Origin of the sequence: Microbispora sp. GKU 823 (assembly GCF_002027145.1) — a bacterium.
In the GTDB taxonomy this organism is placed as follows: Bacteria; Actinomycetota; Actinomycetes; order Streptosporangiales; family Streptosporangiaceae; genus Microbispora; species Microbispora siamensis.
On the sequence record NZ_MWJN01000030.1, the window covers coordinates 46,358 to 60,569 of the forward strand.

Annotated in this window: 14 protein-coding genes and 1 pseudogene; 4 read left to right on the forward strand and 11 right to left on the reverse strand. The window is 72.1% G+C overall.

The window, feature by feature from the left end; all coding sequences use genetic code 11:
- Positions 1-42: 42 nt before the first annotated feature.
- The 7 genes and pseudogenes from hemL to B1L11_RS17930 all read right to left on the reverse strand — a co-directional run bounded on the left by hemL (position 43) and on the right by B1L11_RS17930 (position 7,733).
- Positions 43-1,338: a glutamate-1-semialdehyde 2,1-aminomutase gene (gene hemL, locus B1L11_RS17900; protein WP_079315537.1), complete on the reverse strand. Its 1,296-nt coding sequence runs from the start codon at positions 1,336-1,338 to the stop codon at positions 43-45.
- A gap of 60 nt (positions 1,339-1,398) precedes the next feature.
- Positions 1,399-2,043 (reverse strand): bifunctional DNA primase/polymerase, encoded by a 645-nt coding sequence (locus B1L11_RS17905; protein ID WP_079315538.1) that lies wholly within the window; start codon positions 2,041-2,043, stop codon positions 1,399-1,401.
- Between the two features lie 121 nt (positions 2,044-2,164).
- Positions 2,165-3,151 carry a porphobilinogen synthase gene (gene hemB / locus B1L11_RS17910; RefSeq protein WP_079315539.1) on the reverse strand — a complete coding sequence of 329 codons (987 nt, stop codon included), beginning with the start codon at positions 3,149-3,151 and terminating at the stop codon, positions 2,165-2,167.
- A 69-nt stretch (positions 3,152-3,220) separates the two neighbouring features.
- Positions 3,221-4,810 (reverse strand): uroporphyrinogen-III synthase, encoded by a 1,590-nt coding sequence (locus B1L11_RS17915; protein ID WP_079315540.1) that lies wholly within the window; start codon positions 4,808-4,810, stop codon positions 3,221-3,223.
- Positions 4,807-5,717: pseudogene (gene hemC / locus B1L11_RS17920) on the reverse strand (hydroxymethylbilane synthase). The gene B1L11_RS17915 and the pseudogene hemC overlap by 4 nt, the downstream one beginning before the upstream one ends.
- Positions 5,714-7,009 carry a glutamyl-tRNA reductase gene (locus B1L11_RS17925; RefSeq protein WP_079315541.1) on the reverse strand — a complete coding sequence of 432 codons (1,296 nt, stop codon included), beginning with the start codon at positions 7,007-7,009 and terminating at the stop codon, positions 5,714-5,716. The pseudogene hemC and the gene B1L11_RS17925 overlap by 4 nt, the downstream one beginning before the upstream one ends.
- A 25-nt stretch (positions 7,010-7,034) precedes the next feature.
- Positions 7,035-7,733, reverse strand: coding sequence for a redox-sensing transcriptional repressor Rex (locus B1L11_RS17930; RefSeq protein ID WP_079315542.1), 699 nt, complete (start codon positions 7,731-7,733; stop codon positions 7,035-7,037).
- Between the two features lie 195 nt (positions 7,734-7,928).
- Between B1L11_RS17930 and B1L11_RS17935 the strand changes: the two genes are divergently transcribed.
- A complete protein-coding gene (locus B1L11_RS17935) occupies positions 7,929-8,177 on the forward strand; it encodes a glutaredoxin family protein (RefSeq protein ID WP_079315543.1) in 249 nt (82 codons plus the stop codon).
- Between the two features lie 106 nt (positions 8,178-8,283).
- Here B1L11_RS17935 and B1L11_RS17940 read toward each other — a convergent pair whose 3' ends face one another.
- The 3 genes from B1L11_RS17940 to B1L11_RS17950 all read right to left on the reverse strand — a co-directional run bounded on the left by B1L11_RS17940 (position 8,284) and on the right by B1L11_RS17950 (position 9,950).
- Complete coding sequence (locus B1L11_RS17940) at positions 8,284-8,625, reverse strand: putative quinol monooxygenase (RefSeq protein WP_079315544.1); 342 nt, start codon at positions 8,623-8,625, stop codon at positions 8,284-8,286.
- Positions 8,622-9,506 (reverse strand): hypothetical protein, encoded by an 885-nt coding sequence (locus B1L11_RS17945; protein WP_079315545.1) that lies wholly within the window; start codon positions 9,504-9,506, stop codon positions 8,622-8,624. Before B1L11_RS17945 ends, B1L11_RS17940 begins: the two co-directional genes overlap by 4 nt.
- A gap of 111 nt (positions 9,507-9,617) precedes the next feature.
- Positions 9,618-9,950, reverse strand: coding sequence for a hypothetical protein (locus B1L11_RS17950; RefSeq protein ID WP_143737343.1), 333 nt, complete (start codon positions 9,948-9,950; stop codon positions 9,618-9,620).
- Between the two features lie 181 nt (positions 9,951-10,131).
- Between B1L11_RS17950 and B1L11_RS17955 the strand changes: the two genes are divergently transcribed.
- The 3 genes from B1L11_RS17955 to B1L11_RS17965 all read left to right on the forward strand — a co-directional run bounded on the left by B1L11_RS17955 (position 10,132) and on the right by B1L11_RS17965 (position 12,619).
- On the forward strand, positions 10,132-10,779 hold the full coding sequence (locus tag B1L11_RS17955; RefSeq protein WP_079315547.1) for a sigma-70 family RNA polymerase sigma factor: 648 nt from the start codon (positions 10,132-10,134) through the stop codon (positions 10,777-10,779).
- A gap of 477 nt (positions 10,780-11,256) precedes the next feature.
- Positions 11,257-11,694: a DUF5667 domain-containing protein gene (locus B1L11_RS17960; protein ID WP_143737344.1), complete on the forward strand. Its 438-nt coding sequence runs from the start codon at positions 11,257-11,259 to the stop codon at positions 11,692-11,694.
- A gap of 55 nt (positions 11,695-11,749) precedes the next feature.
- On the forward strand, positions 11,750-12,619 hold the full coding sequence (locus tag B1L11_RS17965) for an HAD family phosphatase (RefSeq protein ID WP_079315549.1): 870 nt from the start codon (positions 11,750-11,752) through the stop codon (positions 12,617-12,619).
- A gap of 48 nt (positions 12,620-12,667) precedes the next feature.
- Here the strand turns inward: B1L11_RS17965 and B1L11_RS17970 are convergent, their stop codons facing one another.
- Positions 12,668-14,131 (reverse strand): MFS transporter, encoded by a 1,464-nt coding sequence (locus B1L11_RS17970; RefSeq protein ID WP_079315550.1) that lies wholly within the window; start codon positions 14,129-14,131, stop codon positions 12,668-12,670.
- Positions 14,132-14,212: the final 81 nt, after the last annotated feature.

The window sequence follows — 14,212 nt, forward strand, 5'->3', positions numbered from 1 at the left end:
ATAAAAACTTCCCCGTTGGCCACAGTGGATGTGCCCTGCGCCTCAGGCCCCCGCGGCCTGGGCGGCGGCCTTGGCGGCCAGGGGCAGGGCCTCGGCCACCCGGGTGAGCGCCTCGTCGTCGTGGGCGGCCGACAGGAACCACGCCTCGTACGCCGACGGCGGCAGGTAGACGCCCTGGTCGAGCATGCTGTGGAAGAACGCGCGGTAGGCGCCGGTGTTCTGCGTCCGAGCCGAGTCGAAGTCGGTGACCGGGGTGTCGGTGAAGAAGATCGAGAACAGGTTCCCGGCCCGCTGGAGGCGGTGCGGAACACCGGCTGCGGCCAGCGCGTCGGAGGCGGCCCTGCCGATGACCAGCGCGGACGCGTCGATCCTGTCGTACACGTCGTCGTCGCAGGCGCGCAGCGTGGCCAGCCCGGCCGCGCAGGCGAGCGGGTTGCCCGACAGCGTGCCGGCCTGGTAGACGGGCCCCTCGGGGGCGAGGGCGGCCATGACCTCCGCCCGCCCGCCGAACGCGGCGGCGGGCAGCCCGCCGCCCATGACCTTGCCGAACGTCATGAGGTCGGCCTCGACGGGGTCCAGGCCGTACCAGCCGGAGGCGGACACGCGGAACCCGGTCAGCACCTCGTCGAGGATCAGCAGCGCGCCGTGCTCGGTGCACAGCTCGCGCAGGCGCCGGTTGAAGCCGTCGGCGGGCGGCACGACGCCCATGTTCGCCGGGCACGCCTCGGTGATCACACAGGCGATCTCGAACGTGCGGAACGCCTCCTCGACCGCCTCGACCGAGTTGTACGGCAGCACGATCGTGTCGGCGGCGGAGGCGCCGGTGACGCCGGGGGTGTCGGGCAGGCCGAAGGTGACGACCCCGGACCCGGCCGAGGCCAGCAGCGCGTCCACGTGCCCGTGGTAGCAGCCGGCGAACTTCACGATCTTCGCCCGCCCGGTGAAGCCGCGGGCCAGCCGTACGGCGGACATGGTGGCCTCGGTGCCCGAGCTGACCAGGCGGACCTTCTCGACGGGGGCCACCCGGGAGACGATCTCCTCGGCGAGCAGGACCTCGCCCTCGGTCGCGGTGCCGAACGAGAAGCCGCGCGCGACGGCCTCCTCCAGGGCCTCCACCACGGCGGGGTGGCGGTGGCCGAGGATCATCGGGCCCCAGGAGCACACCAGGTCGACGTAGCGGTTGCCGTCCACGTCGGTGATGTACGGCCCCTCGCCCGACGCCATGAAGCGGGGCGTGCCGCCCACGGCGCCGAAGGCGCGCACCGGCGAGTTGACGCCGCCGGGAACGATGTGGCGGGCGCGTTCGAACAGGTCCTCGGAGGTCTGCGTGCGAGTCACGCCCTCCAGATTACGGGCCCGCCCGTCCGGGTCCCGTACCGGGAATCACTCGCCCGGGAATCACTCGCAGAAGTCGGCGAGCAGGTCGAGCACGCGCAGCGGGTCGGGCAGCGGACGCCCGTCGGGAGGCCTGATCCAGCTCACAACCGCTCCGGAGGGCAGGGTGGACGGCGGCGCGAGCACGTAGCTGTCCCGGCAGTGCCAGCGCAGCCCCGGCGTGCTGTCGATCGTCTCGGGTCCCGCGTCGAGGCTGCAGGACCACCACTCGTCCTCGTCCTCGGGCGCCCCACGCGTGGCCACGAAAAAAAGCACCCGGTCGCCGTTCTCGGCGACCGGGCCCGTGTCGAAGCCTGCGGCGTCCATGGCGGCCAGGGCGGGACGGCCCGCCGAGGCCGGTACGTCGAACACGTCGAACACCCTGCCGGTGGGCAGGATCACGTTCGCGTCCGGGTCCTGTTTCCACCACCGCGTGAGCAGCGCGGTGTCCTTCGTGGCCTGCATCTGCCACGCGGGCGACAGCGGGTGCATGCCGGGGTCGGGACAGCCGACCCGGTCACAGGAGCACGCCCTGCCTCCCTCGCTCAGCGGATGGGCGCCCATACAGCTCGCCCAGCCCAGCTGCGCGTACTCGAGCACCGACGTCATCTTGCGCGGCGCGTGATGCGCACGCCGTTTCGCACGTCGGGCCAGCGGTACCCCCACCATGGCGCTCCTCCCCACAAGCGTCACACCCGCTGCCCTCCTGCGGTACGCAAGATGCTCGCGGTACGTACCTGATAATGCCTTCTGGCCGATTCCGGCGCGGCAGGACCCCCCTGATGAGGTGTCAGGATAGTCCGCGGGCGACCTCGGTGGCCCAGTAGGTGAGGATCATGTCGGCACCGGCGCGGCGGATCGCGATCAGCGACTCCATGATCACCCGCTCCCGGTCGATCCAGCCGTTGGCCGCCGCCGCCTCGACCATCGCGTACTCGCCGCTCACCTGGTAGGCCGCGACCGGCACCTCCACGGTGTCGCGCACCTGCCGCAGGATGTCGAGGTAGGCCAGGGCGGGCTTGACCATGACGGCGTCCGCGCCCTCGGCCAGGTCGAGGCGCACCTCGCGCAGCGCCTCGCCGATCGGGCCTGCCGGGTCCTGCTGGTAGGCGCTGCGGTCGCCGAACTGCGGCGCGCACTCCGCGGCGTCGCGGAACGGCCCGTAGAACCCGGAGGCGTACTTGGCGGCGTACGCCAGGATCGGGACCTCGGCGAAGCCGTTGGCGTCGAGGGCCGCCCGGATGGCGCCCACCTGGCCGTCCATCATGCCGCTCGGCGCGATCATCCTGGACCCGGCCGCCGCCTGCGCGACCGCCGCCGACGCGTACCGCTCCAGCGTCGCGTCGTTGTCCACCTCGCCGTCGGCCGTCAGCAGGCCGCAGTGGCCGTGGTCGGTGTACTCGTCCAGGCAGGTGTCGGTCATCAGCACCAGCGCGTCGCCCAGGTCGGAGGCGAGGTCGCGCAGCGCCACCTGGACGATGCCGTCCGGGTCGTCGGCGCCCGAGCCCCGTGCGTCCTTGTGCGCGGGAATCCCGAACAGGATGATCCCGCCCACGCCGGCCTCGGCCGCCTCGTGGGCCGCCTTGCGCAGCGACTCGCGGGTGTGCTGGACGACCCCGGGCATGGAACCCACCGGCTGCGGCTCGGCGATGCCCTCCTTGACGAACATCGGCAGGATGAGCTCGGCCGGGTGCAGCCGCGTTCCCGCGACCATCCGGCGCATCGCGGCGGTACGGCGCAGCCGCCGAGGCCGCGCCACCGGGTACTGAGCGTTCACAGTGGTCTCTCCGCTCTGGATCGCGCCGCCCGCCGGGGGCTGTCCCCGGCGGGCCGTACGCGAGTCGGTTCATTTCACGCGTCGTCGCGCGCCCCTGCGCATCTGGGACGGACGGCGGGGCACCTCGCCCGCCGAGACCGCGGCGTGCCGCATCTTCGCACCATAGTCCGCCAGCGCGGCGGCGAGAGCCGAAGCGGACGGCTTGTCGGCCATCACGTCGACCCGCAGGCCGAACTCCTCGGCCGTCTTGGCCGTCTGCGGCCCGATGACCGCGATCACCGTGACGTTGTGCGGCTTTCCCGCGATGCCGACGAGGTTCCGCACGGTCGAGGACGAGGTGAACAGCACGGCGTCGAACCCGCCGCCCTTGATCGCCTCGCGGATCGGGGCGGGCGGCGGCGCGGCGCGCACGGTCCGGTAGGCCGTCACGTCGTCGCACTCCCAGCCGAGCTGGGTCAGCCCCGCCACCAGCGTCTCGGTCGCGATGTCGGCCCGCGGCAGCAGCACGCGGTTGATCGGGTCGAGCATCGAGTCGTACGGCGGCCACTCGGCCAGCAGGCCCTCGGACGACTGCTCGCCCGTCGGCATGAGGTCGGGCTTCACGCCGAACTCCACGAGCGCCCGCGAGGTGGCCTCGCCCACGGCGGCGACCTTGAGCCCGGCGAACGCCCGGGCGTCCAGGCCGTACTCCTCGAACTTCTCGCGCACCGCCTTGACCGCGTTGGCGCTGGTGAAGGCGACCCACTCGTAGCGGCCGGTCACCAGGCCCTTGATCGCGCGGTCCATCTGCTGCGGCGTGCGCGGCGGCTCGACGGAGATCGTCGGCACCTCCTCGGGCACCGCGCCGTACGACCTGAGCTGCTCCGACAGCCCCTTGGACTGCTCCTTGGTGCGCGGCACGAGCACCCGCCAGCCGAACAGCGACTTGGTCTCGAACCAGGACAGGCGGTCGCGCATGCCGACGGCGTCGCCCACCACGATCAGCGCGGGCTCGGTCATTCCGGCGTGCTTGAGGTCGGGACCGAGCCGCCCGAGCGTGGAGACCACCGTGTACTGCTCGGTGGTCGTGCCGTCGCTGGTCACCGCCACCGGCGTCGAGTCGGGCTTGCCGCCCGCGATCAGCGCCTTGCTGATCGGGACCGCGTCCGCGACGCCGTTGTAGATCACCAGCGTGCCCTCGCACGCGGCGTGCTTGGCCCAGTCGTCCACCTGCGCGGCGTCGACGATGCGGAACTCCGGCACCGACGCCGCCGGCGGGATGCCGGCGTACGTCAGCACGGCCGTGGCCGGCGGCACGCCGGGCACGATCTCGAAGTCCACGTCCGCCTTGGCGCAGGCGGCCACCTCGTCGGTGACGGAGGAGAAGAAGGACGGGTCGCCCGAGCACAGCCGCACGACCGTGCGGCCCGCCTTGGCGGCCTGGATGGTCTTCAGCGACACCGAGTTCTCCGCCGCGTCGGCGGAGATGTCGACGACCTCGGCGCCCTCGCGGCAGTGGCGCAGCAGCGGGCCGTACGCCTGCCGGTCGAGTACGACGACGTCCGCCCTGCCCAGCAGGTCGGCGCCGCGCAACGTGAGCAGGTTCTCGTCACCGGGGCCGGCGCCGACGAAGGCGACGAACCCGGACCGGGTCTGAGTGCTGTGATTCGCGGGGCTCAATGGGCCTGCTCCCCCATCAACGTGTCGGCCCCCTCGGCGATCATGGCTGCCGCGAGTTCGCGGCCCATCTCCACGGCCGTCGTAGAGGGTCCGGAGGCGGACTTGCGCACCGACCGTGCGCCGTCGACGGCGACGACGGTGGCGGTCAGATTGAGAATGTGCCCGTCACCGGAGGCGAAAGCACCTACCGGGGCCGCGCAACCGGCCTCGAGGGCGGCGAGCACCGAGCGCTCGGCGTCCACCGCGGCCCGCGTCGGCGGGTCGTCGACGGCGCGCAGCAGCTCGATGAGATCATCACGGTCGGCCAGGCACTCGACGGCGAGGGCGCCCTGCCCGGGAGCGGGCAGCATCTCGTCGACCTCGAACACCTGGGCGATCTCCCCGTCCCGGCGGATCCTGACCAGCCCTGCGGCGGCCAGCACGATGGCGTCGAGCTCGCCCGACGTCACCTTGCCGATGCGGGTGTCCGCGTTTCCCCTGATGGGGACGTAGTCGAGATCCGGCCGGAGCAGGCGCAGCTGGGCCACCCGGCGCGGTGAACCGGTGCCCACGCGGGCCCCGGCGGCAGGTCGCGCAGCTTGACCGGGCCGACGAGCGCGTCGCGCGGGTCGTCCCGCCGGGTGATCGCGGCCATCGCGATCCGCTCGTCCGGCTTGGTCGGCAGGTCCTTCAGCGAGTGCACCGCGAAGTCGACCTCGCCGGCGAGCAGCCGGCCGCGCAGGTCGTTCACGAACACGCCCGTGCCGCCGAGCTGGGTCAGATGGGCCCGGGACACGTCACCGAACGTGGTGACGCCGACGAGCTCCACGTCCCGGCCGGTCAGGGCGGTCAGCCGGTCGGCGACGATCTGCGACTGCGAGGTCGCCATCAGGCTCTTGCGGGTGCCGAGCCGCAGGGGGACCGTCATTGCTCCACCTCCAGGCTCGAAACGGCTTCGGGCTTCTTCGGGTCGAGGCCGAACAGCTCGCGCAGCGCCTCCGCGTACTGGTCGCCGCCCGGGGATGCGGCCAGCCGCTTGACCCGTACGGTCGGCTCGTGGAGCAGCTTGTCCACGACCCGCCGTACAGTCTGGGTGATCTCGTCGCGCATCCGCCCGTCGATGTCCGGCAGGCGGGACAGCAGCCTGCCCATCTCCGCCTCGACCACCCCGGCGGCCTTGCTCCGCAGGGCCACGACCGTGGGGGTGACGAGCGCGGCGCGCGCCGCGTCGAGGTAGGCGGCGACCTCCTCGGCCACGATGCGCCTGACCTCGCAGATCGCCTCGGCCCTGCCGCCGTCGGAGACGTCGCCCACGCCGTCCTGCTGCATCGACTTCAGGTCGACCAGCGTCACACCGGGCACGTCCCGTACGCCGGGGTCCACGTCGTGGGGCAGCGCGAGGTCGAGGACGAACAGCGGCCTGTCGCGGTCCCCGATCGTCTCCGCGGTGATGGTGCGGGTTCCCGCGCCGACGCAGGAGATGACCAAATCGGCCTCGGCCAGCTCGGCGGGTACGTCGGCCAGGTCCGCGGCCCGCCCGCCGACCGTCTCGGCGAGCCGTTCGGCCCGCTCGCGGGTGCGGTTGGCGATGACGACGTCGGTCACGCCCGCGCGCGACAGCGTCGCGGCGGACAGCGAGCTCATCGAGCCGGCGCCCACGACCAGGGCCCGCCTGCCGCCGATCGGGCCGAGCACCCGCTCGGCGAGCGTCAGCCCCACCCCGACCAGCGACGCGCCGGCCCGGTCGATGCCCGTGTCGGCGTGCGCGCGCTTGCCGACGCGCAGCGCGTGCTGGGCCAGTTCGTTGAGCGTGGTCCCGGCCGTGCCCTCCTCCTGCGCCAGGCGCAGCGCGGTCCGGATCTGGCCGAGGATCTGCCCCTCGCCGACCACCATGGAGTCGAGCCCGCAGGCGACGCTGAACAGGTGCTGGACCGCCCGGTCCTCGTAGTGCACGTACAGGTGCCGCGCGAGCATCTCCTGCGGCAGGCCCGAGTGCGCGGCGAGCATGTTGGTCACCGCGGTGACGCCGCCGTGGAAACGGTCGACCACGGCGTAGACCTCGACGCGGTTGCACGTCGAGACGACCAGCGCCTCGGACACGTTCTCGTCCGCCTGCACGTCGTGCAGCAGCTTGACGAGCGCGTCCCCGCTGACCGTGACACGTTCGAGCAGCGCGACCGGCGTGGTCCGGTGGCTCAGGCCGACGACGAGGACACTCATGAGCTCACTCCGATCGATGGCTCACTCACATGACCACCCCGTCCGGCCACTCCTCGGCCATGATGGGCCCTCCATTAGCCTTGCGCTGCTCGTGGAACGCAAGTATCTGCAGTTCGATGGATAAATCGACTTTACGGACATCCACGCCGTCAGGCACAGCCAAGACGACGGGGGCGAAGTTCAAAATACTGGTGACACCGGCCGCGATGACACGGTCGCAGACCTGCTGCGCCGCCGTGGCGGGGGTGGCGATCACCACGATCGAGACTCCGCGCTTCTTGATCACCGACTCCAGCTCGTCGGCGTGCTCGACGACGAGACCCGCGATGCGATCGCCCACGACGTGCGGATCCGCGTCCAGCAGGCCCGCGATCCGGAACCCGCGGGAGGCGAACCCGCCGTAGTTGGCCAGCGCCCGGCCGAGGTTTCCCACGCCCACGATGGCCACGGCCCAGTCCTGAGTGAGACCAAGCTCACGTGAGATCTGGTAGATGAGGTACTGCACGTCGTAGCCCACGCCCCGGGTGCCGTACGACCCCAGGTGGGACAGGTCCTTGCGGAGCTTCGCGGAGTTCACCCCGGCGGCGAGCGCGAGATCCTCCGAGCTCACCGTCGCCGTGCCCCGTTCGGCCATCCCGTTGAGTGCGCGCAGATAGAGCGGCAACCTCGCCACCGTGGCGTCGGGGATGCCGCGGTCGCGGGCCTGCGGGATTCGGCGGATCACTTGCCGGGGCTCCAGGGGGACGGACGGCCGGTTGCGCCCCCGGCCGCACAGCGGTTGCGACGGATGAGTACCAGGTTAGTGCCTTTGTGAAGCTATGCACAAAGTCGATCGTGCGCGGCTTCCCTCACATCCAAGGGTCCCAGGAAGGGGCGGCGGTCTCCATTCCGGGCCGGAGGGATCGCAATAATCGAGAACATGGCTCCTCGAGACCACCGGATCACGCTGCTCGGCAAGCCCGGCTGCCATCTGTGCGACGACGCCCGCGCGGTGATCGAGCGCGTGGCCGCGGAGCTGGGCGTCCCCTGGGAGGAACGCGACATCACCGCCTCCCCGGAGGACCAGGCCGAATATTGGGAGATGATCCCCGTCGTCCTGATCGACGGCGTGCAGCACGACTACTGGCGGGTGAACGAGAACCGCCTCCGCGAGGCCCTGGAGCGTTGAAGCCGAGGCCGGCGCCGATGCGGCCACCCTGATCCTCGCTACCGGCCTCGGCTCAGTGGTCCCGCCGCACTGTGCGAGACCGGGCCATGATCGAGGGGGCCCGGACCTAGAGGACCGTGCGGGTGGGGAGGGGGACCACCTTGGCGGCGTTGACGCTGAGCTCGATGACGTTGGCCGCCAGCACGTACTTCACCCGCTCGGTCGCGAACCGCTCCATGTGCGGCTGTCGCTGGTGCTCGCCGTAGCCGACCTCGTCCCGGTAGAGCTCGTAGACAATGCGCTGGAGCGGGGCCGACTTGACCGCGTGGCAGACGAACAGCAGCGTGTCGGGCTCGTTGCGCTGGACGGCCTCCACCGTCTCCTCCGCCAGCTTGTCGAACGCCTCGCCCGAGCCGTCGAGCAGTGTGAAGACGGTCAGCAGGCCGTAGATGCCGGGGGCCGGCTTCACCGAGCCCCCCTGACCGGCGGCCGGCCCGCCTGCTGCGGCGCCTGCCGGTCCCCCTGACCGCCGCTCTGGCGGCTCATGGCCGGACGGGACCTGCCGCCGAACCCCACGCCGAAGCTCGCCGCGAGGTCGGCCGGGTCGGGGACCTCCGCCCCGGGGTAGAGGGCTCCCGTGGCGGGCATCGCCCGGTCGGGCTCGGCCGCGGGCGGCGCGGGCATGCCGTACTCGGGCCGGCGGGGCTGGCCGTACTCGTCCGCGGCGAGAAGCTGGCCGGTCGCGGGCCCGCCGAAGTCGTCGGCGGCCGGAGGGCCGCCGGAGGGCCGCATGCGGGCGGCGTAGTCGACCTCGCCCTGCTCACCCGCCCGGTATTCGGCCACCAGGTCGCCGAGCCCGGAACGGCGCGGCACACCCGGCATATCGGGCACTCCCGGCACCCCAGGCGCTCCCGGCACCCCAGGCGCTCCCGGCATCCCCGGCGGAACCGCGCCCGGTCCTGCCGGGCGGCCTCCCGGAGCCCCGCGTGGCGGCGCGGGGGGCGCGGGCGGCCCGGAGGGCGCGGAGGGCACGCGGGTCTCGGCCCGCAGGGCGCTGTCGGCCCGGCCGCCGCGCCGCCCCTGCCACTCCTCCTCCGGGGCCTCGTCGTCCTCGCCCTCGTCGTCGTACGGCGCGAGCGGGCGGGCCACGACGTACCAGACGCCTCCGGCGGAGGCGGCCAGCACCACGACGACGACCAGCCCGGGGAGCCCGAATTCGAGCACGCCCGAGATCGCCATTCCCGCCGGGGCGAGCACGACGGACGCGTTCATGTTGTCGACGTCGTACTCGTCGCCGTCCCGCCAGGCCATCACCGCCATGGCGAGGCAGAGCAGGAGCAGGAAGACCACCAGGCCGTGGACGCCACGCAGCAGCCACTCCGGCCAGAGGTCCCAGTGGGCCGGCCCCTCGGGCAGCGACTTGTCGAACCCCGCGGGTGACGACGGGGTCGAGCACCATGATCACCGTGCCCACGACCGTGAGCGCGGCGCCGAGGAGCCAGCCGGCGAAGCGGGCGCCGCCCTTCTCCGCGAGGAGCTGGATGACGCCGATCGCCAGCCAGAGCGCGCCAGCAGCGAGCCGGTGATCTGGTAGGCCCGGAACGTCACGGGCCCGAACCCGGTGAGGTGGCCGACGGCGATGGCGCCGAGCGACAACGCCAGCGCGCCCGTGGCGATGCTCCACGCGATCAGCCAACCGGCCGGCTCGTCACGGAGACGCCCGACGAGGACGCCGGTGGTGATGCCGGCGAGCACTGCGCCGGCGAACGCGAGGAGAGCGACGAGGACTTCCATGGTGGCACCCATGCTGCCGGACATCGGCTTCCGACCGGTAGCCGGTCACCCTGTCCGGGAATGTCGCCACCCGCGTCTTCACTCCTGAAGTGGATTCCTCCACCCGAACGGATTGTGTAATCTCCCGTTGATTTCTAGAGTGTTCGAGCACGCCGACTCCCCTTCCCCCATGGGATAACGGATGCCGAACACGTGGCCGTTGGCCGGGCTTTCCCCTCCGGTCGCCGCAGGAGCAGCGCACCCCGCGCGTTCCGACGACCTCTCCGACCGCGAGCACGAGCACGACGAGATGCGAAGCCTCGTGCTGCGTGCCAAGACCGGCGACAGCGAGGCGTTCGGCGTGCTCTACGACCACTACCTGGAGCTGGTCTACCGGTACGTCTACTTCCGGGTCGGCAGCCACGCGCTGGCCGAGGACCTGACGAGCGAGACGTTCCTGCGGGCGCTGCGGGGCATCGCCGAGTTCACCTGGCAGGGCCGCGACTTCGGCGCCTGGCTCGTGACGATCGCCCGCAACCTCGTCACCGACCACTACAAGTCGGGCCGCAACCGCCTCGAGGTGACCACCGCCGAGATACTCGACACGCCCCTGGACGGCCCGCACATCCCCGAGAACGCGGTCGTCACGAACATGGTCAACGAGCGCGTGATGCAGGCGATCAAGCAACTCGGCGCGGAGCAGCAGGAATGCGTGATCCTGCGCTTCCTGCACGGGATGTCGCTCGCGGAGACGGCGAAGATCATGGGCAAGAAGTCCGGGGCGATCAAGGCGCTCCAGTTCCGGGCGATCAGGGCGCTCGCCCGGGCTCTCCCCGACGATCTCGGCTGAGAGCCCCGTAACCATTACCCATACCCCATCGTTGGGCATGTGGCAGGTCGGATCTTCAGGCGGATACGCCGGGCCGGCCGGGAGGTGACGAACGCTTCCCGGCGGCCCCGCGAGCGATCTCCGCTGGGCGTCAAGCGGGGGGATGGCGAGAGCGGTGATGGGCTGGTGGCGACCCTCGCGCCGCGCGGGCGGCCGGTCGGCGGCCCGCGACCGCCGGGTCGCCGGTCACCGCTTCCCGCTGGCGCGGCCGGTCGGCGGCCCGGGACCGCGGGGTCGCCGCGCGCGTGGCCGGTCTCCGCTCCCTGCTGGGCGGCGGCCCGAGGCCGGACTTCCGCGAGAGGCTGCGGGCCGAGCTGATGCGCGCATACGCCGCCGAGCGCGCGGCGGGCAGGCACGCGGCGGGAAAGCACACCGCGCCTCCGGCCACACCCCCCGCGGCCCCGCCCGTCCCTGCTCGTACGGCTGCGCCCCCTGCTGGTGTTCTGCGTGCTGCTTGCAGGGATGTTCGGCACCGGTGTGCGCACCTACCACTCGGTGCCCGGCGAGGTGCTGTACCCGCTGAAGAGGCTGGCGGAGTCGACGGTGCTCGACCTCGCGTACGACGAGGAGGAACTGGCGCAACGGCAGATGGTCGCGGCACGGGAGCGGGCGGCCGAGACCGCCTCACTGGTGGACACGCCGACCCCGGAGCGCCGCCGGCTCATCGGGCAGACGCTCGACGACATGGAGACGACCACCAGGGCCGCGCTGAGCCGGGTTGCCCGCCAGGGACGCGCCGGCGGCGAGGCGCGCGAGTTCGCCCGCGAGCAGCACAATCTCGTGGAGCCGCTACTGCCGAAGCTCGACCGGGAAAATCGCGACAAGGCCAACCAATATCTGAGTTATATCGATTCGTTCACGGGTTCCGGACGTTGACACGTCATGTCCCGCTCCCGTTCCGTCCACTCTCCGGCGGTTAAGCTGATGAGTCATGAGGCGGCTATTGCGACGGCGGGAAGCGGCGGAGATCGCCGGCGAGGTGGCGGCCGCCGCGGCGGTGTCCGTCCCCGAGGTCGTCCCCGACCTCACGGCGGCGGCGTTCTTCGACGTCGACAACACGATGATGCGCGGCGCCTCGATCTACCACTTCGCCCGGGGACTGGCGGCGCGCGGCCTGTTCACCAGCCGTGACCTCATGAAGTTCGCGCTCGGGCAGGCGTGGTTTCGGGTGCGGGGCAACGAGAACCCCGAGCACATCGCCAAGGCCAAGGAGATGGCCCTCGCCTTCGTCGCCGGGCTGAAGGTGGACGAGGTCGTCCGGCTGGGCGAGGAGATCTACGACGACGTGATGGCCGACCGCGTGTGGCAGGGCACCCGCGCGCTGGCCCAGGCCCACCTGGACGCCGGGCAGCGCGTGTGGCTGGTCACCGCCACGCCGGTCGAGCTGGCCCGGGTCATCGCGCAGCGGCTCGGGCTCACCGGCGCGCTCGGCACGGTCGCAGAGACCGCCGACGGCGCCTACACCGGAAGGCTCGTCGGCGACCTGCTGCACGGCCCGGCCAAGGCCGAGGCCATCCGGGCGCTGGCGCGCCGCGAGGGCCTCGACCTGGCCCGCTGCTCGGCCTACAGCGACTCGGCCAACGACCTGCCGATGCTCTCCCTCGTCGGGCACCCGCACGCCATCAACCCGGACAGCGAACTGCGCGAGCACGCCAGGGAGAACGGCTGGGAGATCCGCGACTTCCGCACGGGCAGGAAGGCGACGATGATCGGCCTGCCGATCGCCGCGACCGCGGGGGCCATCGCGGGCGGCGTCGCCGCCGGAATCGCCCTGCGCCGCCACTACCGCTCCGCGCTGTGACTCTGTCGCTCCGCAGTGTGTCGCTCCGTTCAATGATCAATCACCCGGTCAGTGGCCCGCGGGCTCCGCGGGCGACTCGCGTACGCCCATCAGCGCGGCCGTGACGGCCGTGACGGCCACGAGCGCCGCGGCGATCCAGAACGTGAGCTGGACCGCCCCCAGGGCCGCGCTGCCCGCGTCCACGTGCGACCGGACGTCCGCGGTGAACCTGTGGAGGAAGGCGGTGCCGAGAACGGCGACGCCGAGGGTGCCGCCGAACTGCTGGACGGCGTTGAGCAGGCCCGCGGCGGAACCCGTCTCGTGCGCCCGCACCCGTGACAGGGCCGTGGTGAAGAACGGGACGGTGAACAGGCCGTTTCCCGCTCCGCTGAGCGACAGCGCCGCGAGCAGGGGCCAGGGGTAGCCGTCGGCGGACGCCCCCCGGTAGACGGCGACGGCGCAGATCAGCCCGGCGAACAGGGCGGCGAGCCCGACGAACATGATCTTCGCTCCGTGGCGGGGAACCAGACGGGCGCCGGCGTACCAGGAGGCGACGGCCATGCCGGCCGACCACGGGAGCAGGGTGAGCCCGGCGGTCAGGACGTCACTGCCCAGCCCCAGTTGCACCTGCAGGACGATCACCACCATCAGTCCGTTCATCACCGAGAAGAACAGCGTGGAGGTCGCCAGCGCGGCCGGGAAGGCCCGGTCGCGGAACAGGCTCGGCTCGATCAGCGGGCTGCGGCCCCGCCGGGCGCGCTGACGCTGATGCCGGCCGAGGACCGCGAGGACGACGACGCCCGCGGCGAGGGCGATCCAGACCCAGGCGGGCCAGCCGGCGGCGTCGCCCTGGATGAGGGGATACACGATCAGGCCGGTGCCGAGCACGGCCAGCCCCGTGCCGGGCAGGTCGATGCGGGGAGGGTGCGGCGACCTGCTCTCCCGCAGCGCGGGCAGGAAGGCCAGGACGAGCGCGGCGAGGGGAACGTTGACGAGGAACGCCGCCCGCCACGACGCTCCGAACAGGTCGACCCGGGTGAGAACGGCGCCGAGCACGGGCCCGCAGACGGCGGCCAGGCCCATCACCGGTCCGATGGATCCCATGGCCTTGGCCAGCTCGTCCCCCTCGAACATGCTACGGATCAGCCCGATGGTCTGCGGAATGATCAGCGCGGCCGCCACTCCCTGGACGGCACGTGTGGCGATGAGCATTCCCGAACCGGTCGCGCAGGCGCAGATCGCCGATGCCAGTGCGAAGAGGGCGACCCCGGCCGCGAACACCCGCTTCCGACCGGCGAGATCACCCAGGCGGCCCCCGGGCACCAGCAGCACGGCGAAGGGCAGGGTGTAGGCGGCGCTGAACCACTGGATGTCGGACTCCGCGCCGCCGAAATCGCCGTGGATCACCGGCGCGACCACCGTCGTGATCGTGGCGTCGAGCAGGTTCATCGCCTCGGCGACCAGCAGCGTGAGCAGGGCCGCCCACCGCCGTCGATGTCCCGCCGCGGTGGCGGTCTCCTCCAGTACGGGCATGCGTCGTCCTTCCGGGTCGCGTCGTGATCAGCCAGCAGCCTGAGGCGTACGGGTTGGACGTTCCAGTCGGGAAGCCGAATT

What these genes read in the sequence shown, in the direction of transcription:
- B1L11_RS17965 (WP_079315549.1), top strand. Translation starts at nt 11,750, where the DNA reads ATGAGGCGGCTATTGCGACGGCGGGAAGCGGCGGAGATCGCCGGCGAG.
- B1L11_RS17970 (WP_079315550.1), bottom strand. Translation starts at nt 14,131, where the DNA reads ATGCCCGTACTGGAGGAGACCGCCACCGCGGCGGGACATCGACGGCGG.
- B1L11_RS17955 (WP_079315547.1), top strand. Translation starts at nt 10,132, where the DNA reads ATGCCGAACACGTGGCCGTTGGCCGGGCTTTCCCCTCCGGTCGCCGCA.
- B1L11_RS17905 (WP_079315538.1), bottom strand. Translation starts at nt 2,043, where the DNA reads ATGGTGGGGGTACCGCTGGCCCGACGTGCGAAACGGCGTGCGCATCAC.
- B1L11_RS17935 (WP_079315543.1), top strand. Translation starts at nt 7,929, where the DNA reads ATGGCTCCTCGAGACCACCGGATCACGCTGCTCGGCAAGCCCGGCTGC.
- B1L11_RS17925 (WP_079315541.1), bottom strand. Translation starts at nt 7,009, where the DNA reads ATGAGTGTCCTCGTCGTCGGCCTGAGCCACCGGACCACGCCGGTCGCG.
- B1L11_RS17950 (WP_143737343.1), bottom strand. Translation starts at nt 9,950, where the DNA reads ATGGAAGTCCTCGTCGCTCTCCTCGCGTTCGCCGGCGCAGTGCTCGCC.